Origin of the sequence: Bacillus sp. FSL R5-0654 (genome assembly GCF_038008745.1) — a bacterium.
GTDB classification, from domain to species: Bacteria; Bacillota; Bacilli; order Bacillales; family Bacillaceae; genus Bacillus; species Bacillus safensis.
The window spans coordinates 1640004-1666380 of the sequence record NZ_JBBOZV010000001.1; the positions used below are offsets into that span (position 1 = coordinate 1640004).

The following is a 26377-nucleotide window of genomic DNA, read 5'->3' on the forward strand; positions in this document are numbered from 1 at the left end:
TATTGAAAGGGTGAAGGACTTGTCAAACAAAGAACGGTTTTTAACGCTTTATCATCAAATTAAAAGCGATGCGAATGGATATTTTTCACCAGAAGGAATTCCGTATCATTCAATCGAGACACTCATTTGCGAAGCACCTGATTACGGGCATATGACAACTTCAGAAGCATATAGCTATTGGCTGTGGCTTGAGGTGCTGTACGGACATTACACAGGGGACTGGAGCAAATTAGAGGCAGCTTGGGACAATATGGAGAAGTACATCATTCCAGTCAATGAAGATGGAAATGATGAGCAGCCGCATATGAACGCTTACAATCCGTCCAGCCCAGCCACATACGCAGCAGAGAAACCATTTCCGGATCAATACCCAAGCCAACTGACCGGTGCTCGTCCTGCTGGTCAAGATCCAATTGATAGTGAATTGAAATCAACCTATGGGACGAATGAAACGTATTTAATGCACTGGCTCCTTGACGTAGATAACTGGTATGGCTATGGCAACTTGCTCAACCCATCACATAAAGCGGCATATGTGAACACATTCCAGCGTGGTCCACAGGAATCTGTATGGGAGTCCATCCCTCATCCATCACAAGACGATAAATCTTTTGGCAAGCCGAATGAAGGATTCATGAGCTTGTTCACAAAAGAAAATCAAGCTCCAGCTGCCCAGTGGCGCTATACGAATGCAACGGATGCTGATGCGCGCGCGATACAAGCGATGTATTGGGCAAAGGAGCTCGGCTATAATCGGTCAGCTTATCTTGATAAAGCGAAAAAAATGGGGGATTTCCTCCGTTACGGCATGTACGATAAATATTTTCAAACGATTGGAAGCGGGAAGCAGGGGAATCCGTATCCTGGAAACGGAAAGGGTGCCTGTCATTACTTAATGGCATGGTATACCTCTTGGGGCGGAGGACTTGGAGAGTATGCAAACTGGTCATGGCGTATCGGAGCGAGCCATTGTCATCAAGGATATCAAAATCCTGTCGCTGCTTATGCTTTATCCTCAGATAAAGGAGGCTTAAAGCCATCTTCTGCTACCGGGGCAAGCGATTGGGAAAAAACTTTAAAGAGACAGCTTGAATTTTACGTATGGCTTCAATCGAAAGAAGGAGCCATAGCAGGAGGCGCAACCAATAGCTGGAATGGAGACTATAGCGCTTATCCAGCAGGAAGAAGTACTTTTTATGATATGGCATATGAAGATGCACCTGTTTACCTTGACCCGCCTTCAAATAACTGGTTTGGAATGCAGGCGTGGCCAATGGAGCGCGTAGCAGAGCTTTATTATATTTTTGTAAAAGATGGCGACAAAACATCTGAAAATGTCCAAATGGCCAAATCTGTCATAACAAAATGGGTCAGCTATGCCTTAGACTACATTTTTATCGGCAGCCGTCCTGTGTCAGATGAAGAGGGTTATTTCTTAGATGAACAAGGACAGAGAATTCTAGGAGGAACGAATGTTTCAGTTGCTACAACAAGTGCGCCTGGAGAGTTTTGGCTTCCTGGAAATATTGCTTGGAGCGGACAGCCTGATACTTGGAACGGGTTCCAGTCTGCAACAGGAAATCCAAATTTAACAGCTGTAACTAAAGATCCGACTCAGGATACGGGCGTATTAGGAAGTCTAGCCAAAGCTTTGATATTCTTTGCTGCAGCCACAAAGCAGGAAACAGGTGATTATACAGCGCTTGGTGCAAGAGCGAAAGATGCAGCTGCGCAGCTCCTAGAGGTTGCATGGAATTACAATGATGGCGTCGGCATAGTGACAGAGGAAGATAGAGAAGACTATGACCGTTTCTTTAGAAAAGAAGTGTATTTCCCAAATGGATGGAACGGGACATTTGGTCAAGGAAATCAAATTCCTGGAGCCAGCACCATTCCTTCTGACCCGCAGCGAGGAGGGAATGGGGTCTATACGAGTTTTGCTGATCTTCGTCCGAAGATTAAACAAGATCCAGCATGGTCTTCACTCGAAAGTAAATATCAGTCTTCATTTAATGAAGCTACAGGCAAATGGGAGAATGGCGCACCAGTTTTCACTTATCACCGCTTCTGGTCTCAAGTGGATATGGCCACTGCCTATGCTGAATACCATCGTCTGATCAACTAAGAGGTTAAAAGCAAGCTGCCGGCTTCTGGCCGGCAGTTTGAATAGGTAATATGAATCCAATGAAGATAAGGGTGATTTCACATGGTCAAAGAAAGAAGCTTTCTTCATCATTCATTCAATAGAGGCGAAAATGGGCAGGAAAATCTGATGTGGAAAAAAGAGGCGGATGATCGAATCTCAGAGCATAGACAAAGAGATCTTGTGATCAACGTGACAAACGGCGAAAAAAAGCCAATAGCAGGTATAGAGGTTGAAATAAAGCAAATCAGACATGAATTCGCCTTTGGTTCAGCGATGAATGATCAAGTGTTATTTAATCAACAATATGCTGATTTTTTCGTGAAGCATTTTAATTGGGCTGTTTTTGAAAATGAAGCAAAATGGTATGCGAATGAGCCAGAAAGAGGGAAAATCACCTACGAAAAAGCAGATGCGATGCTGAATTTTGCAGATCGACATCAGCTTCCAGTGAGGGGGCACGCTTTATTTTGGGAGGTAGAGGATGCGAATCCAAGCTGGCTAAGGTCACTGCCGAATCACGAAGTATATGAAGCCATGAAAAAACGGCTTGAGCATGCGGGCAATCACTTTAAGGGAAGGTTCCGGCATTGGGATGTAAACAATGAAATGATGCATGGTTCATTTTTTAAAGATCGCTTTGGGAAAAATATTTGGAAGTGGATGTATGAAGAAACGAAAAAAATTGACCCTCAAGCACTATTGTTTGTGAATGATTATAATGTGATCTCTTATGGTGAACACCATGCCTATAAAGCCCATATCAATGAACTGCGTCAGTTAGGCGCACCTATTGAGGCGATTGGGGTTCAAGGCCATTTTGAAGAACGGGTCGATCCAGTCATTGTCAAAGAGAGGCTCGATGTGCTGGCTGAGCTTGGTCTTCCAATATGGGTCACAGAGTACGATTCTGTTCACCCTGACCCTAATAGAAGAGCGGATAACCTGGAAGCTTTATATCGCGTCGCATTTAGTCATCCAGCCGTAAAAGGAGTGCTGATGTGGGGATTTTGGGCAGGTGCCCATTGGAGAGGTGAACATGCAGCCATCGTGAATTATGATTGGTCTTTAAATGAAGCAGGACGACGTTATGAAAAGCTTCTAAACGAGTGGACGACGCAAAGAGTTGAAAAAACAGATGCTAATGGCCATGTGAAATGTCCAGCATTTCACGGAACATATGAGATTCGAATCGGTAAAGAAAATAAAATGCTCAAACAGCAGACGATTGAACTTGATTCAAATGAACAAACACCGTTTCAACTAGACGTAATCCTGCCTCAAGAAGGATAGAGATAGATTGTGAGGAGAATGTAAATGAAAAAGTGGGCTCAAAGAGTGTCTTGCTTCATACTTATAGCCGCTATATGGTCTGGCTGGTTTTCGCTTACGATGAAGGCTGCCGCTTATGTGCAGACGTCTGGTACACAATTTACACTGAACAATCAACCATTTTACTTCGCCGGCACAAATAATTACTATTTCCATTACAAATCTAAAAAAATGGTAGATGCTGTGTTCGATGATATGAAAGCAATGAATTTAAAGGTCATACGGATTTGGGGCTTTCACGACGGGGCTCCTCAAGAAAACTCAGTCTTACAATCTAGTCCAGGCGTCTATGAAGAATCTGGTTTTCAAAAACTAGATTATGCGATTTATAAAGCAGGACAGGAAGGAATAAAGCTTGTGATCCCACTAGTAAACAATTGGGATGACTTTGGCGGTATGAATCAATATGTGAAGTGGTTCGGGGCAGGATCGCATGATGCCTTCTATACAGATCCTCGTATTCAAAAAGCTTACAAAAATTATGTGCGCTATGTATTAGAAAGAACCAATACGTATACAGGTGTTCAATATAAAGACGATCCAGCTATTATGACTTGGGAATTAGCCAACGAGCCGCGGATGCAGTCAGATCCAACGGGAAATGTACTAGTCAAATGGGCAGATGAAATGAGTACATGGATCAAATCGCTGGATCGTCACCATCTTGTTGCAGTAGGAGATGAAGGATTCTTTCGCATACCAGGACATGAAGATTGGTTTTACGGAGGAGGAGAAGGCGTCGATTGGGACCGTTTAACATCTCTTCCTAATATCGATTATGGAACCTATCATCTGTACCCAGATCACTGGAGCAAGTCTGCTGCCTGGGGAGTGAAATGGATTGAAGACCATATCACCCGCGGGAAGTCAATCGGAAAGCCAGTTGTGCTAGAAGAGTTTGGCTATCAAAATCAATCAGCTCGTCCTGACGTATATCAGAGCTGGCTGTCAGCGGTAGAGCAGCTCGGAGGGGCTGGCAGTCAATTTTGGATTTTAACAAGCATTCAGGACGATGACTCGCTCTATCCAGATTATGACGGTTTCCGCATTATAAAAGGAAGCAGGGAGGCAGCACTTATTAGTGAACATGCGAAAAGAATGAATAAAAAGAATCGATGACGAATGCCTGCTGAATAAGGAACTTCATTTGCATAAAAAAATTGGATATGGTATAGTTTTTATGGAAATGCTAACGATTACCGAGACAAGAGTGGGGAAACCCGCTCTTTTGTATTGAACAGGCAATTTTTGTCTCGACATTATTCATCCGTTTTCTGCTCCCCCTGCTCACATAAAGCAGGGTTTTTATGCAGAATGATTGATAAGAGCGTTTATCGAAAGCACAAGGAGGAAGAGAATGAGCAAAAAAGTAGTGGATGTCGTAAGCGAAATGGTGCAGCCAATTTTAGATGGCTTACAGCTTGAACTCGTTGATGTTGAATTTGTCAAAGAGGGTCAAAACTGGTTCCTTCGCGTGTTTATTGACTCTGATAAAGGTGTCGATATCGAAGAGTGTGCCAAAGTGAGCGAAGCCTTGAGCGAAAAGCTTGATGAGGCAGATCCGATTAGCCAAAACTACTTTCTTGAAGTGTCCTCTCCTGGAGCGGAGCGCCCATTAAAGAAAAAAGCTGATTTTGAAAAAGCACTTGGAAAAAATGTTTTCATGAAAACATATGAACCAATTGATGGTGAAAAAGCATTTGAAGGTGAGCTTACAAGCTTTGATGGTGAGATTGCAACAGTGACAGTGAAGATCAAGACAAGAAAGAAAGAGATCAATATTCCATACGAAAAAATAGCTAACGCAAGATTAGCAGTTTCGTTCAATTAACCTTTTCATTGATATAAGGGGGAACCATAAAAATGAGTAGTGAGTTGTTAGATGCCCTGACTGTTCTTGAGAAAGAGAAGGGTATTAGTAAAGAAATTATCATTGAAGCGATAGAAGCTGCACTCATTTCTGCATATAAGCGTAATTTTAATCAAGCACAAAATGTTCGTGTTGATTTAAACCGCGAAACGGGAACGATTCGCGTGTTCGCAAGAAAAGATGTTGTAGATGAAGTGTATGATTCTCGCCTTGAAATCTCTGTAGATGATGCAGCCAATATTAACCCGAATTACATGGTTGGTGACGTCGTTGAGATTGAAGTCACACCAAAAGACTTCGGACGCATTGCAGCTCAGACAGCGAAACAAGTTGTGACGCAGCGAGTGAGAGAAGCAGAGCGTGGTGTGATCTACACTGAGTTCATCGACCGCGAGGAAGACATTATGACGGGAATCGTTCAGCGGATTGACAGTAAATTCATTTACGTGTCACTTGGCAAAATCGAAGCTCTTCTTCCTGTCAATGAACAAATGCCAAATGAAGAATACAAACCACATGACCGCATTAAAGTGTTCATTACAAAAGTAGAAAAAACAACAAAAGGACCACAAATTTATGTGTCTAGAACACATCCAGGTCTTTTAAAGCGTTTATTTGAAATTGAAGTACCAGAAATTTATGATGGTACTGTAGAGCTTAAATCGGTTGCTAGAGAAGCTGGGGACCGTTCTAAAATATCTGTTCGTACAGATGATCCTGATGTTGATCCAGTTGGCTCCTGTGTTGGACCAAAAGGTCAGCGTGTACAAGCAATTGTCAATGAGCTAAAAGGCGAAAAAATTGACATTGTCCATTGGTCTAATGACCCGGTTGAATTTGTTGCCAATGCGCTCAGTCCATCAAAAGTACTTGATGTCATTGTGAATGAAGAAGACAAGGCGACAACAGTCATTGTCCCTGATTATCAGCTGTCATTAGCAATTGGTAAAAGAGGTCAAAATGCCCGCCTTGCAGCGAAGCTGACTAGCTGGAAAATCGACATTAAAAGCGAAACAGATGCAAGGGAACTCGGTATTTTCCCAAGAACTGAAGACTCTGAATCTCTTTTCTTAGAGGCTGAACCAGTAGCTGAGGAATCTGACGAATAAGAGGTGATATTAAAGGTGAAAAGCCGAAAAAAAATCCCGCTTAGAAAATGCGTCGTGACGGGAGAAATGAAACCAAAGAAAGAACTGATCCGTGTTGTTCGTTCTAAAGAAGGAGAAGTGTCTGTTGACGCTACCGGAAAAATGAACGGACGCGGAGCTTACCTTTCTCTCGATAAAGAAACCATTCTTGCGGCAAAGAACAAACGCAGTTTACAGCAGCAATTTCAGACACAGATTGACGAACACATATTTGAAGAATTACTAGAACTAGCTGAAAAGGTGAAAAAACCTAATGAATGAATCTGAATGGTATCCTTTGCTTGGTCTAGCAAATCGAGCTCGTAAAGTCGTGTCAGGAGAAGATCTGGTGATCAAAGAAATTAGACATGCGCGTGCTAAGCTGGTTCTTCTTGCAGCAGATGCCTCATCTAACACAGAGAAAAAGGTATCTGACAAATGCAAATTTTATAATGTTCCGGTTAGAAAAGTTGAAGACCGTTCCGTTCTCGGACGTTCTATTGGGAAAGAAGCTCGCGTAGTTGTCGCTGTCACTGACCAAGGCTTCGCTAAGAAGCTCATAAGCTTGCTCGATTAATTTATTTGGGGGTGAACGAATGGCTAAAGTGAGAGTATATGAATACGCAAAAGCCATAGATGTTTCAAGTAAAGATATTATAGCAGCGCTTAAGGATATGAACGTGGAAGTGAACAACCACATGGCGACGCTTGAAGACGACACTGTGAAAAAGCTAGACGCTATCTATAAAAAAGCCAAAGCAAAAGAGACAGCTAACGAGAAACCCGCAGAACAAAAAAAACAATCATCTAACAAAAACAATGATAGAAAGAAGAATGACGTGCAGAATAATCAATTTAATAAAAACAAAAAAAACAACAACCAAAATAAAAACAAAAATAAACGCGGTGGAAATAACAAATCGCAGCATCAGCAAGCTAGACCTGTGAAGCCTAAAAAAGAGCTTCCTGAAAAAATTGAATTTACAAATTCAATGACTGTCGGCCAGCTGGCTGATGAGCTTGGAAAAGAAACAGCTGAAATCATCAAAAAGCTGATGATGCTTGGTGTCATGGCAACGATCAACCAAGAACTTGATAAAGATACAGTTGAATTAATCGCTTCTGAATATGGTGTTCCAGTAGAGGAAGTCATTATTTTAGAAGAAACTGAACTTGAAAAGTATGAAGTTGAAGATAAAGAAGAAGATATGCAAGTACGCCCTCCAGTTGTAACGATCATGGGACACGTTGACCACGGGAAAACAACTCTTCTTGACAGCATTCGTAAGACAAAAGTCGTCGAAGGCGAAGCAGGTGGAATCACGCAGCATATCGGTGCATACCAAATTGAAGAAAACGGCAAAAAAATTACGTTCCTTGATACACCTGGACACGCAGCATTTACAACGATGCGTGCACGTGGTGCCGAAGTAACGGATACGACAATTCTAGTCGTTGCAGCAGATGATGGTGTCATGCCTCAAACAATTGAAGCGATTAACCATGCGAAAGCGGCAGAAGTGCCAATCATTGTCGCTGTTAACAAAATTGACAAACCAACAGCGAACCCTGACCGCGTGATGCAGGAATTAACTGAGCATGGTCTTGTACCAGAAGCTTGGGGCGGCGAAACCATTTTCGTTCCACTATCTGCGAAAACAGGTGAAGGCATTGACGAATTGATCGAAATGATCCTTCTTGTCAGCGAAGTAGCAGAACTGAAAGCCAACCCTAATCGTGCGGCAAAAGGGACTGTCATCGAGGCTGAGCTTGATAAAGGAAGAGGTTCTGTTGCAACCCTTCTTGTTCAAACAGGTACACTTCATGTAGGTGACCCAATCGTTGTCGGAAATACATTTGGCCGTGTACGTGCAATGGTCAATGACATCGGCCGCCGCGTGAAAACAGCAGGACCATCTACACCTGTTGAAATCACTGGTTTAAACGATGTACCGAATGCAGGGGATCAGTTCCTCGTATTCAAAGATGAAAAAACAGCTCGTCAAGTCGGTGAGGCGCGTGCTTCTAAACAGCTGGATGAACAGCGTTCAGATAAAGCAAAATTATCTCTAGACGACCTATTTGAGCAAATCAAACAAGGTGACGTAAAAGATATCAACTTGATCGTGAAAGCAGACGTACAAGGCTCTGCTGAAGCATTAACAGCAGCTCTTCAAAAAATTGAAGTCGAAGGCGTAAAAGTGAAAATCATCCATACGGGTGTTGGAGCGATTACAGAATCAGACATCATTTTAGCAAGTGCTTCTAATGCCATCGTGATTGGCTTTAACGTACGTCCTGATGGAAATGCGAAGAGCACAGCTGAGACTGAGAACGTTGATATCCGCTTGCACCGCATTATCTATAAAGTCATCGATGAAATTGAAGCTGCGATGAAAGGAATGCTTGACCCTGAATATGAAGAAAAAGTCATCGGTCAAGTTGAAGTCCGTCAAACGTTCAAAGTATCTAAAATCGGTACAATTGCTGGCGGTTATGTAACTGAAGGAACGATTACAAGAGATAGCGGAATCCGCTTAATCCGTGACGGCGTCGTTATTTTTGAAGGCGAAGTTGACGTGTTAAAACGATTTAAAGATGATGTGAAAGAAGTTTCACAAGGCTATGAATGTGGTATTACCATTAAGAAATACAATGATATCCGTGAAGGTGATGTCATGGAATCATTCGTTATGCAAGAAATCGAAAGAAAATGATCGGTTATACCGAATGTGAGTGCATGATCTATGATGCATCCTCACTGAAGGAAAAACGTGCGGTTCTTCAGCGGATATTGACAAGAACGCGTCATAAATTCAATGTAACCATTGCTGAAATGGATTACCAGGATACATGGCAGCGTACATCAATCGGAATCGCCGTGATTTCCTCATCTCGGGTTCAAGTGGAAAAGGAGCTTCAGCGTGTATTAAGCTTTATCGATTCTTTTCCTGAAATTGAACGAACGATCACGAAAACTGAGTGGTTTTAATTAGAGGTGATAAGATCATGAGTATGAGAGCAACCCGTGTGGGTGAGCAAATGAAAAAAGAATTGGGCGACATCTTAGGCAGAAAGCTAAAAGATCCAAGAATCGGCTTTTTGACTGTAACTGATGTCGAAGTATCCGGTGATTTGCAAATTGCCAAAGTCTACATTTCTGTTCTTGGCGACGAGAAGAAAAGAGAGGAAACCTTAAAAGGTCTTGCAAAGGCTAAAGGGTACATCCGCTCTGAAATTGGCAATCGAATCAGACTTCGCAAAACACCAGAACTGCACTTTGAATTCGACGAATCTGTAGATTACGGAAATCGAATTGAAAGCCTGATTGCTGAATTAAACACAAAAGATCACGAATAAGACGTTGAAATAAGGATAGGCGATGATCGTCTGTCCTTTTTCATCGTTTATGAAAGGAGAGAACGCAGATGATAAATGGTGTTCTTTTATTACATAAAGAAAGAGGCATGACCTCACACGACTGTGTGTTTAAAGTAAGAAAAATTTTGCACACAAAAAAAGTCGGCCATACAGGCACCCTCGACCCAGAGGTTTCAGGTGTTCTCCCTATTTGTATCGGAAGAGCAACGAAGATTGTAGAATACTTAACAGATAAATCGAAAACGTATGATGCAGAAATCACGATTGGCTTTTCTACAACAACAGAAGACCAAACAGGTGAGATCGTAGAAGAAAAAAAGGTGGAAAAACCGATCTCAGAAAAAGAAATTGATGAGGCGCTGAAGCAGTTTGAAGGAACCATTAAACAAATTCCTCCCATGTTTTCTGCTGTGAAAATTGGCGGGAAAAAGCTCTATGAATATGCAAGAGAAGGCATTGAAATTGAGCGGCCGAGCCGAGAAATTACTATTCACCGTATCGAGCGGACTACACCTGTCACATATGAGGATGGTAGCGTGTCATTTAGGTTTACCGTTCTATGTTCAAAGGGAACATATGTGAGGACCTTAGCGGTTGATATCGGGAAGAAACTAGGGTTTCCAGCCCACATGTCACATCTCATTCGTACAGGGTCTGGTGATTTTACACTTGATGAATGTATCACGCTGGATGAGCTGCGAGATATAAGCGAGGAAGGAACTGTAGATGAGCACCTTGTCCCGATCGAGCGTGCGCTCAATCATTTGCCGAAATGGGAGATAAATGATACATTAGCAAGTAAAGTGGAAAACGGTGCAGTCCTGCCAATGCCTGATGAATTTGCTCATTTCGCAGAGTCGGATCGTGTCGCTGTATTTGCTCCTTCAGGCCGTTGTCTGGCGATTTATAAAAAGCACCCGACCAAACAGAACCTGATGAAGCCGGCGAAGATCTTATCTCAGGACAAGCAATCTTAAAGAAAAGGTGACATCTCGTGAAGACTATACATATTTCACACCCACATACATTGAATCAAAAGGATCAAGTCCCGTCTGTCATGGCTTTAGGGTACTTTGACGGTGTTCACCTTGGGCATCAAAAAGTCATTGACAAAGCGAAAAGCATTGCGGAAAAAGAAGGATTGGCCTTAGCAGTCATGACCTTTCATCCGCATCCATCTCATGTTTTGCAAAAGGCACGGGAACCAAAAGACTTAATTACACCGCTTGAGGATAAAATTGATTTTATCGAACAGCTGGGCGCTGACTATTTATACATCGTACAATTCAGCGAGAGTTTTGCAGCTCTATCTCCTCAAGAGTTTGTGGATCAATATTTGGATGAATTGAATGTGAAGCACGCAGTAGCGGGGTTTGATTTTACGTTTGGCCGTTTTGGTGCAGGCACAATGGAAACGTTCGACGAATACGGAAAAGGCCGTATCAATGCAACCATCGTACCTAAGCTGTCTAATCAAGACCGAAAAGTCAGCTCCACTCTCATCCGTTCCGCATTAAAAAATGGGGATGTTGAATATGTGAGCGAGCTTTTAGGAAAACCTTATCAGCTTCGCGGCATTGTCATCCATGGAGACAAACGCGGACGGACGATCGGGTTTCCGACAGCTAATGTCGGCTTATCTGCTGAATACATTATTCCGCCAACAGGGGTATATGCAGTAAGAGCAGAAGTAAAAGGTAAAGTATATGACGGTGTTTGTAATGTCGGCTATAAACCAACATTTTATGAAAAACGTCCTGATCAGCCTGCCATTGAAGTAAACCTCTTTGATTTTAACGAAGAAATATATGGCCAGCCGATTAAATTACAATGGTTCAAGCGCATTCGCAGTGAACGAAAATTTAACGGAATTCAGGAGCTGACGGCTCAAATCAGTCAAGATAAAGAAGAAGCGATTCAGTTTTTTCAAGATCAGCATAAGCAAACAAAAAAATCATAGAAAAACTGCTCTACCATTTGCAAATTCAGCATATTTTTAGTATGATTATTCCTGTAGCTTTAAAACCACTTACTTGGCAGGCCGACTTCACCGACGGCTGCGAGGTAGATGGGGCTAACATGATTTGGAGGTGAAACAGGATGGCAATTACTCAAGAGCGTAAAACGCAATTAATTAATGAGTTCAAAACACACGAATCTGATACTGGATCTCCAGAAGTTCAGATCGCTGTCCTAACAGAATCAATTAACAACTTGAACGAGCATTTACGTACTCATAAGAAAGATCACCACTCACGTCGCGGTCTTTTGAAAATGGTAGGTAGACGTCGTAATCTTCTTACGTATCTACGTAATAAAGACGTAACTCGTTACCGTGAGTTAATTAACAAACTAGGCTTACGTCGATAATCGTAAAAAGCGGGAGGATTCCCGCTTTTTTATCGTATAATCACTAATATTTTATGGTTAAAATGTTGAAAGAATGGCAAATACCCTTCTACATACAGCTTTCACATTGATATGTGAAAATCATTTTGTTCATAATAAGAACTAACTAAAATTTTACGATAAGAGAGGAGTTTATCTCAGAATGGGACAAGAGAAACATGTCTTCACCATAGACTGGGCTGGACGTCAACTGACAGTTGAAACTGGCCAGCTTGCAAAGCAAGCAAACGGAGCGGTCCTCGTACGCTACGGAGATACGGCTGTGCTTAGCTCAGCAACAGCTTCTAAAGAACCAAAACCACTTGATTTCTTCCCGCTCACTGTGAACTACGAAGAAAGACTATACGCAGTAGGTAAAATTCCTGGCGGCTTCATTAAAAGAGAAGGCCGTCCAAGTGAAAAGGCTATCCTTGCGAGCCGCTTAATTGACAGACCAATTCGTCCGCTGTTTGCAGATGGATTTAGAAACGAAGTACAAGTCATTAGTATCGTCATGAGTGTGGATCAAGATTGTTCATCTGAAATGGCTGCAATGTTTGGCTCATCTTTAGCTTTATGTGTGTCTGACATTCCATTTGAGGGACCAATCGCCGGCGTTACAGTAGGACGAGTGGATGGAAAGCTGATCATTAACCCAAATGTGGAGCAGCTTGAACAAAGTGACATCAATCTTGTGGTTGCCGGAACAAAAGATGCGATCAACATGGTAGAAGCTGGTGCTGATGAAGTGCCGGAAGAGACAATGCTTGAAGCGATCATGTACGGTCACCAAGAGATCAAACGCTTAATTGAATTCCAAGAAGAAATTGTGAAGGCAGTCGGTAAAGAAAAAATCGATATTCCTTTATATGAAGTAGATCAAACGTTAGCAGACGAAGTAAAAGCACTTGCTGAAGCTGACCTGCTGAAAGCGATTCAAGTACATGAGAAGCATGCGCGTGAGGATGCGATCAGTGCTGTGAAAAAAGCTGTAGTTGAGAAGTTTGAAGCAGAAGAACGTGACGAAGCAACGATTAAACAAGCGAAAGATGTATTAAACAAGCTTGTCAAAAACGAAGTTCGCCGTCTGATCACTGAAGAGAAAGTACGTCCAGATGGACGCGGCGTAGATCAAATCCGTCCACTTTCTTCAGAAGTAGGACTTCTGCCAAGAACGCACGGTTCAGGCCTATTTACAAGAGGACAAACACAGGCGCTCAGTATTTGTACATTAGGTGCACTTGGCGATGTGCAAATTCTTGATGGTCTAGGTGTTGAAGAATCAAAACGCTTCATGCACCATTACAACTTCCCGCAATTCAGTGTTGGTGAGACAGGTCCAATGCGCGGTCCAGGCCGTCGTGAGATCGGACATGGTGCACTAGGTGAACGTGCACTAGAACCAGTCATTCCATCCGAAAAAGATTTCCCTTATACGGTTCGCCTCGTTTCAGAGGTATTAGAATCTAACGGATCTACTTCACAAGCAAGTATTTGCGCAAGCACACTTGCGATGATGGATGCGGGTGTTCCAATTAAAGCACCAGTTGCAGGGATTGCAATGGGACTTGTGAAATCTGGGGAATACTACACAGTGCTGACAGACATTCAAGGAATGGAAGATGCACTTGGAGATATGGACTTTAAAGTGGCAGGTACATCAAAAGGTGTCACAGCCCTTCAAATGGACATCAAAATCGATGGCTTGTCAAAAGACATCTTAGAAGAGGCTCTTCAACAAGCGAAAAAAGGAAGAATGGAAATCTTAGACAGCATGCTGTCAACGATTCCTGCTTCTAGAGGAGAATTGTCTCGTTATGCACCTAAAATCTTAACGATGACAATCAATCCAGATAAAATTCGCGATGTCATTGGACCAAGCGGTAAACAAATCAATAAAATCATTGAAGATACCGGTGTGAAAATCGATATTGAACAAGATGGTACAATCTTTATTTCTTCTACAGAAGAAGATATGAACCAAAAAGCGAAGAAAATCATTGAAGATCTTGTGAGAGAAGTTGAAGTAGGACAGCTTTACTTAGGTAAAGTCAAACGCATTGAAAAATTCGGTGCCTTCCTTGAAATCTTCAGCGGAAAAGATGGACTTGTTCATATTTCTGAGCTTGCGCTTGAGCGTGTGGGCAAAGTAGAAGATGTCGTGAAACTTGGCGATGAATTACTTGTCAAAGTCACTGAAATCGATAAACAAGGCCGTGTGAACCTTTCTCGGAAAGCTGTTTTACGTGAAGAAAAGGAAAAAGAAGAAAAGCAGTCTTAATGAGATCAAATAAAATGTGTTAGAAGCCAGGTATCCGTGCCAGGCTTCTTTCTTTTCTTGCGCTAACAATAGTTCTAGCTTGTTTCTCCCCGTCATAATTTGTGGTAAAGGGGAGGGACAACCATTGAAAAAAACGTTACCATTCATTGTGTTTGTATTTTTACTGCTCGTGTCATATCAAACGATGAAGCAGCCGGCTGCTGTTACATATATTGAATCAATGAAAGAGCATGCCGAGGTTGCATCTGTTTCAAAAGATATTTTATTTCAGGAAATTGAATCGAAGTCTTCTGACTATGAAGTAAAGGCGCAAAATGCTAAGATTGATAAAGTGTGGAAAAAGATGCCTGGCTTAAATGGACAGACAGTTGATATCGATGCCTCTTATGAAAAAATGAAGAAACAGGGGTCATTCGATGAAAAGCTGCTTGTTTTTAATGAAACAAAACCATCTATTCATTTACATGAGCTTGGTCCAGAGCCCATTTATAAGGGACATCCAGATAAAAAAATGAATGCATTCCTCATCAACGTAGCTTGGGGTGACGAGCATTTAATCAACATGTTAAAAACGCTGGAAAAGCATCAAGTCAAGGCGACCTTTTTCTTAGAAGGCAAATGGGTGAAAAAAAGCACAGAGCTTGCTAAAAAAATCGTGGCAGATGGTCATGAAATTGGAAATCATTCATACAATCACCCAGATATGCGCACACTGACAAGAGAACGAGCATTAGAGCAGATAACGAAAACAAATCGCCAAATTGAAGAATCCCTTGGGAAGAAACCAAAATGGTTTGCGCCTCCAAGCGGAAGCTTTAAAGAAGAAACAGTCAAGCTTGCCAAACAAGAAGGCATGGAAACCATTATGTGGACAGTAGACACCATCGACTGGCAAAAACCATCCCCGGCTATTTTACAAAAGCGGGTGCTTGGGAAAATTCACAATGGGGCGATGATATTAATGCATCCAACAGATGCAACAGCGAAAAGTCTTGACGCACTTATCACTCAAATCAAGGAAAGAGGATATGAATTAGGGACGGTTTCTGACCTCCTAAGTGAAAAAAGACATCCGTGATGCGATCTGTTTGTTGAATAGGAGGAGCAAAACTTGGTCAAAACGTATACATGCCAAAATGGAGTAAGAATTGTACTCGAAAACAATCCCACTGTAAGGTCTGTCGCAATTGGCGTCTGGATTGGAACAGGCTCTAGACATGAGACACCTGAAATTAATGGGATCTCACACTTTTTAGAGCATATGTTCTTTAAAGGGACAAAGACAAGATCTGCACGTGATATCGCAGAATCCTTTGACCGCATTGGTGGTCAGGTGAATGCCTTTACATCAAAAGAATACACTTGCTACTATGCGAAGGTGCTTGATTCACATGCTGGCTATGCCCTCGATGTATTAAGCGACATGTTCTTTCACTCAGCTTTTGATGAAGAAGAGCTGAAAAAAGAAAAAAATGTGGTGTACGAAGAAATTAAAATGTATGAGGATACTCCTGATGACATCGTTCATGATTTATTAAGCAAAGCCATTTATGGGGATCATTCATTAGGATATCCGATTTTAGGAACTGAGGAAACACTCTCTACCTTTAACGGAGATTCGCTTAGAAAATATATGGATGAATTCTATACGCCGGACCGCGTCGTGATCTCTGTTGCAGGGAACGTAGATGAGACCTTTATTCGTGAGGTTGAAAAGCTGTTCGGTTCTTATGAAGGAAAAGGGAAAAAGCAGCCTGTAGAAGCTCCAGCATTTCATTATGACAAGCTCACACGCAAAAAGGAAACGGAACAAGCGCACCTATGCCTGGGCTTTAATGGCCTTCCAGCTGGAGATAAGGGCATCTATGACTTAATCGTCTTAAATAATGTTCTTGGCGGAAGCATGAGCAGCCGATTATTCCAAGATGTAAGAGAGGACAAAGGACTTGCTTATTCCGTCTTCAGCTATCACAGTTCATTTGCAGATAATGGAATGCTGACGATTTACGGCGGGACTGGAGCGAAGCAGCTAAACCTGCTCTCTGAGACCATCTTACAAACATTAGACGTCTTAAAGCGTGAGGGAATCACGCAGAAAGAACTAGAGAACTCTAAGGAGCAAATGAAAGGAAACCTTATGCTCAGCCTTGAAAGCACAAACAGCAAAATGAGCCGAAACGGTAAAAATGAACTGCTCCTTGGCAAACATCGGACACTCGATGAAATTATTGATGAAATCAACAGCGTCACATTAGACGGCGTGAATAACTTATCTAAACGCATCTTTACAGAAGATTATGCGCTCTCGCTTATTAGTCCGACGGGTGATCAGCCATCATAATGTAAACAACACGGCAGACTCAAAAAAGTCTGCCGTTTTATTGTAGGTAAAGAAGAAAGGGGTTCTGCTTTCATGGAACATGAAAAGCTGAAACAGCTCTCTCCACTTCTGACACAAGCTTCTTTCCAAGCCATGACATCTGGTTTTTCGGGAGATCGTACCTTTTTGGTTACAATATCATCTAGTGAAAAGCTGGTGCTTAAGTTATCAGACATTCAAACGTATTCGCGTTATAAAAGAAAAGCATCATTTCAGCGGAAGTTAAAAGATCGAGGGATTCTTTGTTCTGAAGTGATTGAGATTGGAATGAGTGCTGAACTAAACTGTACCTATCGTATTTTCTCCTTTATCGAAGGCGAGAATGCTAGAGACTCCATCCATCTACTTACAAATGAAGAGCAGTATGAAATCGGGAGGCGGGCAGCGAGAGAGCTAAGTTTGATGCATACATGCCGTGCACCTTCTCATGTTCGTCCGTGGGATGAGAAAGTCATGGCAAAACATGAACGGTATGTACATGCCTATCAATCAAGTGGCGTGACGTTTTCCAATGATCAGTTTGTATTAGATTTTATCAAGTCGAATGTTGATGCGGTAAAAGAGAGGCCTAACCAGTTCCAGCATGATGATTTTCATTTAGGGAATATCATCATACAAGGTAATCAATATGCCGGTGTGATTGATTTCGATCAATCCGACTGGGGCGACCCGGTTCATGACTTTTATAAATTGTCCTTATTTAGTCGAGAAAGCAGCATTCCGTTCTCAGCTGGACAACTGGATCAATACGTGAGTACGCAGTCCATAAACGATTTTTGGCTTCTTTTTTCCATCTATACAGCAATGAGCTGCTTTTCATCTATCATCTGGACGCTTTCCTATGATCCGGGACATGTAAAAGACATGGTGAAACGAGTGGAGAGAATGCTAAAAGATCATAATTGCTTTCATCAACTTAAGCCTGTTTGGTATACCAACTCACATTATACATAACTTGAAAAGAGCAGGACGGTCTATTTCTTCCTTTTGCTGCATATATGATACGGAAGGGAAGTGATGCGATTTTGAGGCTGAGTGAACTGTCAGGAAAAGAGATCGTCGATATTAAAAGAGCGGAGCGGCTTGGCGTGCTTGGACAAACCGACCTTGAAATCAATGAACAGGACGGTCAAATTACAGCACTCATTATACCTTCCGTGAAGTGGTTTGGCTTTCGAAAACAAGGAAATGACATCCGCGTCCCGTGGAATCACATTCAAAAAATAGGATCAGATATGATCATTCTCGATGTGCCTGAAGAACTTCAGCCGCACGGAGAAAAAGAGCACCCGCAATAATGGGTGCTCTTTTTCTTTTCTCTCTCTGATTCGTTCACAGGCTGAATCCTCTCCTCATATGCTGAAAGGGAGATTCAGAAAATATTACAGACTTTTTTAAATAAAGAAGGTGAACGGTCAGTATGTTGAGCGGTTTAACGGTTGCGGTGATCGGGGGAGATGCAAGGCAGCTTGAAATTATTCGCAAGTTGTCACAGCAGCATGCCAAAGTATTTTTGGTTGGATTTGACCAGCTGGATCATGGATTTATCGGTGCTGAAAAGCTGAAAATGTCTGAACTTCCATTCGAACAAGTAGACAGTATGATCCTGCCAGTATCTGGGACAACGGATGAAGGCGCTGTTGCTACCGTTTTTTCAAACGAGCAGGTCTTGCTGGAAGCTAAATATTTAGAAAGAACCCCTGCCCATTGTATCTTGTACTCAGGTATTTCAAATACGTACTTAGACAATCTGGCAAAGCAGGTGAACCGGAAGCTTGTGAAGCTGTTTGAGCGAGATGATATTGCCATATATAACTCAATTCCAACAGTTGAAGGAATTATCATGATGGCCATTCAGCAAACGGACTATACGATTCACGGGTCTCATGTCGCTGTTCTCGGACTTGGAAGAACAGGACTCACCATTGCCCGCACATTTCGGGCACTAGGGGCAGACGTAAAAGTAGGGGCGGCAGACACAGCACATTTAGCGCGGGCATTTGAGATGGGGCTTAATCCATTTTCAATGGACCAGTTAAAAGAGGAAGTAACGGATGTTGATATTATCATCAATACCATTCCAAGTCTTGTATTAGATTCATCTGTCATCGTCAGCATGACACCAAAGACACTCATTTTGGATATCGCCTCACGCCCAGGCGGAACAGACTTTGACTTTGCACAAAAGCACGGAGTGAAGGCACTTCTTGCACCAGGACTCCCGGGGATTGTTGCACCAAAAACAGCAGGACAAATCATTGCAAAAGTGCTTTCCGGGCTTTTATGTGAACTTGCGGAGGAAAAAAGGGGGATGGAATCATGACAACATTAAAAGGGAAAAGAATCGGTTTTGGTTTAACAGGTTCCCACTGTACGTATGAAGCTGTTTTTCCGCAAATCGAAGCGCTTGTAAAAGAAGGGGCAGAGGTGCGTCCAGTGGTGTCGTACACGGTGCAGAGCACGAATACGAGATTTGGAGATGGAGCCGAGTGGATCGACCGGATTGAGAAGCTGACTGGTTTTCAAGCGATTGACTCAATCGTGAAAGCAGAGCCGCTCGGGCCTAAGCTGCCGCTTGATTGTATGGTTATTGCTCCTCTAACTGGTAACTCGATGGCGAAATTTGCAAATGCCATGACAGACAGTCCTGTTTTAATGGCTGCTAAAGCAACCATACGGAATCATCGACCTGTCGTTTTAGGTATCTCAACAAATGATGCGTTAGGTTTAAATGGTACAAATCTGATGAGGCTGATGTCGACAAAGAATATTTTCTTTATTCCGTTTGGTCAGGATGATCCATTCAAAAAACCGACATCTATGGTCGCGAACATGGATCTGCTATCTCAAACAGTAGAAGAGGCACTCCAGCATAGACAAATTCAACCAATTTTAATTGGACCAAACGAATAATAGATTCACTAGAAAATCATGAAAGATTCAAAAAAGATGCTTCAAGCCTTGCTTTTCTATGGTAAAATAAAATGTAAAAAGTCATAGGATGGCCATCCGAAAAAAAAGAATCATGGATGGGTCGGAAGGAGTTTTACTGATGGGAAGAGGATTGCATGTAGCTGTAGTTGGAGCGACTGGAGCTGTCGGTCAACAAATGTTAAAAACACTAGCTGACAGAGATTTTGAAATGGATACACTTACTCTACTATCCTCAAAACGTTCTGCTGGAACAAAAGTGACATTCAGAGGTCAAGAGTACACTGTTCAGGAAGCAACACCTGAAAGCTTTGAAGGAGTGAACATCGCATTATTCAGTGCTGGAGGAAATGTTTCTAAAGCGCTGGCTCCTGAAGCAGTCAAACGAGGTGCGATTGTTGTTGACAACACAAGTGCTTTTCGTATGGACGAAAACATCCCTCTTGTCGTACCAGAGGTAAACGAAAAAGATTTGCATGATCATCAAGGGATCATTGCAAACCCTAACTGTTCAACGATTCAAATGGTAGCGGCATTAGAACCGCTTCGTCAGGCATATGGAATGAAAAAAGTCATTGTCTCTACGTATCAAGCAGTATCAGGTGCGGGACATGAAGCCATTGACGAACTATACAGCCAATCACAAGCCATTTTAAATAAAGAGGATGTAACACCAGAAGTCATGCCTTATCAAATTGCATTTAATGCGATCCCGCAAATTGATAAATTCCAAGACAACGGTTATACATTCGAAGAAATGAAAATGATCAATGAAACGAAAAAAATCATGCATATGCCTGAGCTGGAAGTAGCGGCAACATGCGTAAGGCTTCCAATTGAAACAGGTCATTCAGAATCTGTCTACGTCGAACTAGAATCAAATGATGCAACAGTGGAAGACCTCAAATCAATTCTAAAAGATGCACCAGGAATTACGCTGCAAGATGATCCGTCTCAGCAAATTTATCCAATGCCTGCAGATGCTGTTGGGAAAAACGACGTATTTGTCGGCCGCATTCGGAAAGATTTGGACCGTCCAAACGGGTTCCATATGTGGATTGTATCTGATAACCTGCTTAAAGGCGCTGCATGGAACTCAGTTCAAATTGCAGAAAGCTTAAAAGCATTAAAATTAGTTTAACATTCAATGGATGATGAGGACGAACAGAAGAGAGTTAGGCATCTTTCGCCTGCTCTCTTCTGTTACGTCAGAATGAACTTGGAGTGAAAACAGTGAAAATAATTGTCCAAAAATTTGGCGGTACATCTGTCAAAGATGATCAAGGTAGAAAAAGGGCACTTGCACATATCTTATGTGCAAAAGAGAAAGGCTATAAGTCGGTTGTTGTCGTTTCTGCAATGGGACGAAAAGGTGATCCCTATGCGACAGATACGCTGCTTGGTCTGCTTTACGGCAGCGCGCAGAACATGACAAATCGAGAAAAAGACTTGCTTGTTTCCTGCGGAGAGAATATCTCAGCTGTTGTGTTTTCAAGTATGCTGAATGAAAACGGTCTAAAGGCTGTAGCGATGACTGGAGCTCAGGCGGGCTTTGTGACAGATAAGGAGCATACAAGTGCGAAAATTATTGACATGAAGTGCGAACGTCTGGAGGCAGCACTGTCTGAACATGATGTTGTCGTTGTCGCTGGGTTCCAGGGAGCCGCGAAAAATGGAGACGTGACAACAATCGGACGAGGTGGCAGTGATACGTCCGCTGCTGCTTTAGGCGCTGCATTGCAGGCAGACTTTATTGATATTTTTACAGATGTAGAAGGCGTTATGACAGCAGATCCCCGCATTGTTGAAAATGCAAAACCGCTGAGAGTCGTGACATATACGGAAATTTGCAACCTCGCATATCAAGGGGCAAAAGTCATTCACCCGCGAGCTGTCGAAATTGCGATGCAGGCAAAAGTACCAATGAGGGTCCGTTCAACATACTCTGATGATGAGGGCACACTCGTTACATCACATTACTCCGATAAAATGAGCCATGATGTGTATGACCGCCTCATTACGGGTATTGCACATGTCAATCATGTGACACAAATCAAAGTCCCTGCAAAAGAAGGTCAGTACAGCGTACAAACAGAGGTCTTCAAAGCAATGGCAAACGCACAAATCAGTGTCGACTTCTTCAACATCACACCGAGTGAAATTGTGTATACAGTGACAGGTGCAATGACTGAAAAGGCAACGTCGATCCTAAAAGAACTTGGCTATACACCAATTGTGACAACAAATTGTGCGAAAGTATCAGCTGTTGGCGCAGGCATTATGGGTGTACCAGGTGTCACATCGAAAATTGTAACGGCTCTATCCGAGCAAAACATTCCGATTTTACAATCGGCTGACAGTCATACGACCATTTGGGTGTTAGTGAACGAAGAAAACATGAGAGCGGCTGTCAATGCCCTGCATGAAGTGTTTGAACTTTCAAGATAAATGTGATTGAATCATGATGAGGTGAAAAAAATGAATTTCGGAAATATCGCAACAGCTATGATTACACCTTTTGATAAAAAGGGCAACATCGATTTCCAAAAGCTATCAATTCTCATTGATTACTTGTTAAAAAACGGCAGTGACTCCTTAGTCGTTGCAGGGACAACAGGCGAATCGCCAACTTTATCGAATGAAGAAAAAGTCGCTCTTTTTCAGCAATCGGTCAAATTAGCAAATGGTCGTTGTAAAATCATTGCAGGAACAGGCAGTAATAATACAAATGCGTCTATCAAACTAACGAAAAAAGCAGAAGAAGCGGGCGTTGATGCAGTGATGCTTGTCGTACCTTATTACAACAAGCCATCACAGGAAGGCATGTATGCACACTTTAAAGCCATTGCCGAGTCTACATCTCTTCCTGTCATGCTTTACAATGTACCAGGAAGAACGGCAGCTTCATTAGCACCAGAAACAACGATTAAGCTTGCGCAAATACCTAACATTGTTGCCATTAAAGAAGCAAGCGGCGATCTTGATGCTATGACAAAAATCATTGCAGAGACGCCAGAAGATTTCGACGTATATTCAGGGGACGACAGCTTAACACTTCCAGCTGTATCTGTTGGTGCAAAAGGAGTTGTCTCGGTTGCGTCTCATATCGTAGGACTGGATATGCAGCAAATGCTGAAAAGCTATGCTTCAGGCCAAACAGCGAATGCAGCATTGATCCATCAAAAGCTGCTTCCAATCATGAAACAGCTTTTCTCAGCACCAAATCCAACGCCTGTCAAAACAGCCCTTCAGCTGAAAGGACTAGACGTCGGATCTGTTCGTCTTCCGCTTTTGCCTTTGTCAGAAGAAGAGAGACTGGATTTAAGCAGCGTTTTAAACAGCTGATCAAAACAAAAGATTTCGTAAGCGGTCATTCTCAGATGTCCCTGAGTATGACCGTTTTTTATACATAAACACTTTCTTAAAATGTGACTTCATCTTGTTTTCTAAAATTAGATTCAGTTATAATAGCATTAAGCGATGATGGACGGGCTTGAGACTAGGAGGATAAGAATTTTGAAAAAGAAAAATACAGAGAACGTAAGAATTATTGCACTCGGAGGCGTTGGAGAAATCGGAAAAAACCTATATGTCATTGAGATTGATTCGGACATATATGTAGTAGATGCAGGTTTAATGCATCCAGAAAATGAAATGCTGGGCATTGACGTCGTCATTCCTGATATCTCTTATTTAACAGAGCGTGCTGATCGGGTGAAAGCAATTTTTCTTACCCACGGACATGATGAAGCAATCGGAGGCGTATTCCATTGCTTGAGCAAATTGTCTGTACCAGTCTACGGAACGAAGCTGACCCTTGCGTTACTTCGAGAAAAATTAAAGCAGTATGGCTTCAATCAAAAAGCTGATTTGCGTGAGGTACATGCAAAATCAGTTATTACTTTTGAAACAACAAAAGTATCGTTCTTTAGAACGAATCACAGCATTCCTGATTCAGTTGGGATCAGCTTCAAAACCTCTCTTGGTTCAATCGTATGCACAGGTGATTTTAAATTTGATCAAACCCCAGCGCTTAACCAAGCCTGTGACATCGGAGAGATTGCGAAAATTGGAAATAACGGCGTTTTAGCACTACTTTCAGACAGTGCAAATGCTGAAAAACCAGGCTATACACCTTCTGAGGCGCTCGTCCAAGACGAAATCTCAAATGCGATGTACAATGCTGAAAATCGTGTGATCGTTGCTGTGTCTTCATCTAATATTAACCGCGTGCAGCAAATCATTAATGCAACAAATCAAAATGGCCGTAAGCTTGCCGTTGCAGGGAAAAATATGATGACAACCCTTCAGCTGGCGATCAAGCTTGGTTATGTTACAGCAGACGAAGAATTATTTGTACCCGTTCAAGAAGTGAAGAAAATGGCGAAAAACGACGTGGTTATCCTGACCGCTGGAAGCCACGGAGAGCCGCTTGCTGCTTTAACAAAAATGGCGAAGCAAAATCACAAACAGCTTCATATTGAAAAAGATGATACAGTTGTGATTGCATCTACACCTCTTCCTGGACAAGAACTCACATACTCTAAAACAGTGGATTTCCTTACAAGAAGCGGAGCACAAGTCATTTTTGCGCAAAAACGTGTACATGTATCTGGACATGGCTGCCAAGAAGAGTTAAAGCTAATGCTGAACTTACTAAAACCGAAGTATTTAATTCCGGTGAATGGCGAATATCGTATGCAAAAAGCACATTCTCGTATTGCTGAAGAAGTAGGCATGAAACGCAGTGACATTTTCTTGATTGATAAAGGAGATGTTGTTGAGTTTAGAGGACAGAATGTCAAAATCGGTGAAAAAGTTCACCAAGGAAACATTTTGATCGATGGTCTTGGCGTTGGTGATATCGGAAACATCGTGTTACGCGATAGACGTCTATTGTCTCAAGACGGCATCTTGATTGTTGTCATTACGCTCGATAAACAAAAGAAACAATTAATTTCTGGACCTGAAATCATCACAAGAGGATTTGTCTATGTAAGAGAATCCGAAGAGCTGATTGTGAAAGCAACAGAAATGGTCAAAGGGATTGTCAAAGAGCAAACGGAAAACTCAATTGTTGAATGGTCAACATTGAAACAATCCATGCGCGATGTGCTAAATCAATTCCTTTATGAAAAAACAAAACGTAAGCCGATGATCATTCCAATTATTATGGAAGTGTGATGATAAAGCCCAAAGAGTATAAGCTCTTGGGGCTTTAGATTGTTGACAAAGTGCTAAAATGAACTTTATTTTAGCACTTTGTCTTCTTTTTAGCGTGATAGAAAACCTTTGCAGTCTAGAAAGGACGAGCACCGGAGCGGAGCGAATTTGACATTCGTGAGCTCCGAAGCGCAGGACTGCGGGCGAATGCGAGGGTTTGTCTACACGCTAAGCCCAAGGAGCATAAGCTCTTTGGGCTTTTTTGATGTGGCATGAGGAATGCGGATGGAATATGCCCTATTTGTTCATAATAGGAGAAGAGTTTGAGGAAAGGATGGAGACAAATGGACGAAAAGAATGAACAGCAGCCTGAGCGAAAGCCAGAAGAAAAAGACAGCATTATGAGCAAAATACAGCAGCTTGGTGAAACAGCCGTTCCGCAGCTGCCGCAAGATACAAATATCCATTGCCTCACCATTATTGGACAAATTGAAGGCCATATGCAGCTTCCACCGCAAAATAAAACAACCAAATACGAACATGTCATTCCACAAATCGTAGCCGTTGAACAAAACCCTAAAATAGAAGGTCTTCTGATCATCTTAAATACAGTAGGGGGAGATGTTGAAGCGGGACTTGCGATTGCAGAAATGCTTGCTTCTTTATCAAAGCCAACTGTCTCGATTGTGCTTGGCGGCGGCCACTCGATAGGTGTCCCGATTGCTGTATCGTGTGACTATTCGTATATTGCAGAAACAGCTACGATGACCATTCATCCTGTGCGTTTAACAGGTCTTGTGATTGGTGTTCCGCAAACCTTTGAATACTTAGATAAAATGCAGGAAAGAGTCATTAACTTTGTCACAAGCCACTCCAACATTACAGAAGAGAAGTTTAAAGAGCTCATGTTCTCAAAAGGCAATTTGACGAGAGACATCGGAACAAATGTCGTTGGTCATGAGGCAGCAGAATACGGACTCATGAATGAAGTGGGCGGTGTAGGACAAGCAATAAAAAAGTTGAATGAACTTATCGGAGACAGGGCATCTCAAAACGAGGGGCTGATCCAATGATTTTATATACGCCTATGCCATATGAAGCCATTTACGCTGAGGAACAGGGAGAACGCAAGCTCCAGCAGGTAAACATTCAAGGTGTGCCAGTGATGGTTGAAATGAAAGAAGATGAAGCAGAAATCGTTCAAGTCATGAGCACCAATCCAATGGATTTTCTCAATCAAGAACTTGCACCAGGCAAGCGATTGAAGTTACATTTAGACACCAATCAAACCGACTCATATGAATGATTCTATGCTATAATAAAGGGAAAACTTACAACAAGATGCAGCCAAAACCAGGCTGCTTTCTTTCTGATCTTTCGG

26 protein-coding genes are annotated in these 26377 nt (G+C 42.2%); all 26 read left to right on the forward strand.

Annotated elements, in window-relative coordinates; translation table 11 throughout:
• Window positions 1-19 precede the first annotated feature (19 nt).
• Window positions 20-2125 (forward strand): glycoside hydrolase family 48 protein, encoded by a 2106-nt coding sequence (locus tag NSS76_RS08185; RefSeq protein WP_103132415.1) that lies wholly within the window; start codon window positions 20-22, stop codon window positions 2123-2125.
• Window positions 2126-2206: 81 nt separating this feature from the next.
• Entirely contained in the window at window positions 2207-3436 is a 1230-nt protein-coding gene (locus NSS76_RS08190) for an endo-1,4-beta-xylanase (protein ID WP_103132414.1), read from the forward strand.
• 24 nt (window positions 3437-3460) lie between these two features.
• A complete protein-coding gene (locus tag NSS76_RS08195; RefSeq protein WP_044330582.1) occupies window positions 3461-4594 on the forward strand; it encodes a glycoside hydrolase 5 family protein in 1134 nt (377 codons plus the stop codon).
• A gap of 238 nt (window positions 4595-4832) precedes the next feature.
• Window positions 4833-5306: a ribosome maturation factor RimP gene (rimP, locus tag NSS76_RS08200; RefSeq protein WP_003211398.1), complete on the forward strand. Its 474-nt coding sequence runs from the start codon at window positions 4833-4835 to the stop codon at window positions 5304-5306.
• A gap of 32 nt (window positions 5307-5338) precedes the next feature.
• Entirely contained in the window at window positions 5339-6454 is a 1116-nt protein-coding gene (nusA, locus tag NSS76_RS08205) for a transcription termination factor NusA (protein WP_024424140.1), read from the forward strand.
• A gap of 15 nt (window positions 6455-6469) precedes the next feature.
• The gene (gene rnpM / locus NSS76_RS08210; RefSeq protein WP_024424139.1) at window positions 6470-6754 is read left to right on the forward strand and encodes an RNase P modulator RnpM; all 285 of its coding nucleotides are present in this window, start codon (window positions 6470-6472) and stop codon (window positions 6752-6754) included.
• On the forward strand, window positions 6747-7049 hold the full coding sequence (locus tag NSS76_RS08215) for a YlxQ family RNA-binding protein (RefSeq protein ID WP_024424138.1): 303 nt from the start codon (window positions 6747-6749) through the stop codon (window positions 7047-7049). The genes rnpM and NSS76_RS08215 overlap by 8 nt, the downstream gene beginning before the upstream one ends.
• Before the next feature lie 19 nt (window positions 7050-7068).
• Window positions 7069-9189 (forward strand): translation initiation factor IF-2, encoded by a 2121-nt coding sequence (gene infB / locus NSS76_RS08220; RefSeq protein ID WP_034623586.1) that lies wholly within the window; start codon window positions 7069-7071, stop codon window positions 9187-9189.
• A complete protein-coding gene (locus tag NSS76_RS08225) occupies window positions 9186-9464 on the forward strand; it encodes a DUF503 domain-containing protein (protein ID WP_024424137.1) in 279 nt (92 codons plus the stop codon). Before infB ends, NSS76_RS08225 begins: the two co-directional genes overlap by 4 nt.
• A 17-nt stretch (window positions 9465-9481) precedes the next feature.
• Entirely contained in the window at window positions 9482-9832 is a 351-nt protein-coding gene (gene rbfA, locus NSS76_RS08230; RefSeq protein WP_007499525.1) for a 30S ribosome-binding factor RbfA, read from the forward strand.
• 68 nt (window positions 9833-9900) lie between these two features.
• A complete protein-coding gene (gene truB, locus NSS76_RS08235) occupies window positions 9901-10830 on the forward strand; it encodes a tRNA pseudouridine(55) synthase TruB (protein ID WP_151039473.1) in 930 nt (309 codons plus the stop codon).
• 17 nt (window positions 10831-10847) lie between these two features.
• Window positions 10848-11813 carry a bifunctional riboflavin kinase/FAD synthetase gene (gene ribF, locus NSS76_RS08240; RefSeq protein WP_056766472.1) on the forward strand — a complete coding sequence of 322 codons (966 nt, stop codon included), beginning with the start codon at window positions 10848-10850 and terminating at the stop codon, window positions 11811-11813.
• Between the two features lie 140 nt (window positions 11814-11953).
• Window positions 11954-12223 carry a 30S ribosomal protein S15 gene (rpsO, locus tag NSS76_RS08245; RefSeq protein WP_008354438.1) on the forward strand — a complete coding sequence of 90 codons (270 nt, stop codon included), beginning with the start codon at window positions 11954-11956 and terminating at the stop codon, window positions 12221-12223.
• Between the two features lie 181 nt (window positions 12224-12404).
• On the forward strand, window positions 12405-14522 hold the full coding sequence (gene pnp / locus NSS76_RS08250; RefSeq protein ID WP_024424134.1) for a polyribonucleotide nucleotidyltransferase: 2118 nt from the start codon (window positions 12405-12407) through the stop codon (window positions 14520-14522).
• Between the two features lie 124 nt (window positions 14523-14646).
• The gene (locus NSS76_RS08255) at window positions 14647-15600 is read left to right on the forward strand and encodes a polysaccharide deacetylase family protein (RefSeq protein WP_024424133.1); all 954 of its coding nucleotides are present in this window, start codon (window positions 14647-14649) and stop codon (window positions 15598-15600) included.
• A 33-nt stretch (window positions 15601-15633) separates the two neighbouring features.
• On the forward strand, window positions 15634-16863 hold the full coding sequence (locus NSS76_RS08260; RefSeq protein ID WP_025092599.1) for a M16 family metallopeptidase: 1230 nt from the start codon (window positions 15634-15636) through the stop codon (window positions 16861-16863).
• 72 nt (window positions 16864-16935) lie between these two features.
• Window positions 16936-17856: an aminoglycoside phosphotransferase family protein gene (locus tag NSS76_RS08265; protein WP_025092600.1), complete on the forward strand. Its 921-nt coding sequence runs from the start codon at window positions 16936-16938 to the stop codon at window positions 17854-17856.
• A 71-nt stretch (window positions 17857-17927) separates the two neighbouring features.
• On the forward strand, window positions 17928-18200 hold the full coding sequence (locus tag NSS76_RS08270; RefSeq protein WP_024424130.1) for a YlmC/YmxH family sporulation protein: 273 nt from the start codon (window positions 17928-17930) through the stop codon (window positions 18198-18200).
• A gap of 122 nt (window positions 18201-18322) precedes the next feature.
• Window positions 18323-19225, forward strand: a complete 903-nt coding sequence (gene dpaA / locus NSS76_RS08275) for a dipicolinic acid synthetase subunit A (protein ID WP_024424129.1) — start codon at window positions 18323-18325, stop codon at window positions 19223-19225.
• Window positions 19222-19815, forward strand: coding sequence for a dipicolinate synthase subunit B (dpaB, locus tag NSS76_RS08280; protein WP_025092602.1), 594 nt, complete (start codon window positions 19222-19224; stop codon window positions 19813-19815). The genes dpaA and dpaB overlap by 4 nt, the downstream gene beginning before the upstream one ends.
• A gap of 139 nt (window positions 19816-19954) precedes the next feature.
• Window positions 19955-20974, forward strand: coding sequence for an aspartate-semialdehyde dehydrogenase (gene asd / locus NSS76_RS08285; protein ID WP_024427010.1), 1020 nt, complete (start codon window positions 19955-19957; stop codon window positions 20972-20974).
• A 92-nt stretch (window positions 20975-21066) separates the two neighbouring features.
• Window positions 21067-22281 carry an aspartate kinase gene (gene dapG / locus NSS76_RS08290; protein ID WP_270125066.1) on the forward strand — a complete coding sequence of 405 codons (1215 nt, stop codon included), beginning with the start codon at window positions 21067-21069 and terminating at the stop codon, window positions 22279-22281.
• A gap of 30 nt (window positions 22282-22311) precedes the next feature.
• Window positions 22312-23178, forward strand: a complete 867-nt coding sequence (gene dapA / locus NSS76_RS08295) for a 4-hydroxy-tetrahydrodipicolinate synthase (RefSeq protein WP_024427012.1) — start codon at window positions 22312-22314, stop codon at window positions 23176-23178.
• 171 nt (window positions 23179-23349) lie between these two features.
• Window positions 23350-25017, forward strand: a complete 1668-nt coding sequence (gene rnjB / locus NSS76_RS08300) for a ribonuclease J2 (protein WP_012010007.1) — start codon at window positions 23350-23352, stop codon at window positions 25015-25017.
• 323 nt (window positions 25018-25340) lie between these two features.
• Entirely contained in the window at window positions 25341-26069 is a 729-nt protein-coding gene (locus tag NSS76_RS08305; protein WP_024424124.1) for a ClpP family protease, read from the forward strand.
• A complete protein-coding gene (locus NSS76_RS08310) occupies window positions 26066-26302 on the forward strand; it encodes a YlzJ-like family protein (RefSeq protein ID WP_044330523.1) in 237 nt (78 codons plus the stop codon). The genes NSS76_RS08305 and NSS76_RS08310 overlap by 4 nt, the downstream gene beginning before the upstream one ends.
• The last annotated feature ends 75 nt before the right edge of the window (window positions 26303-26377 follow it).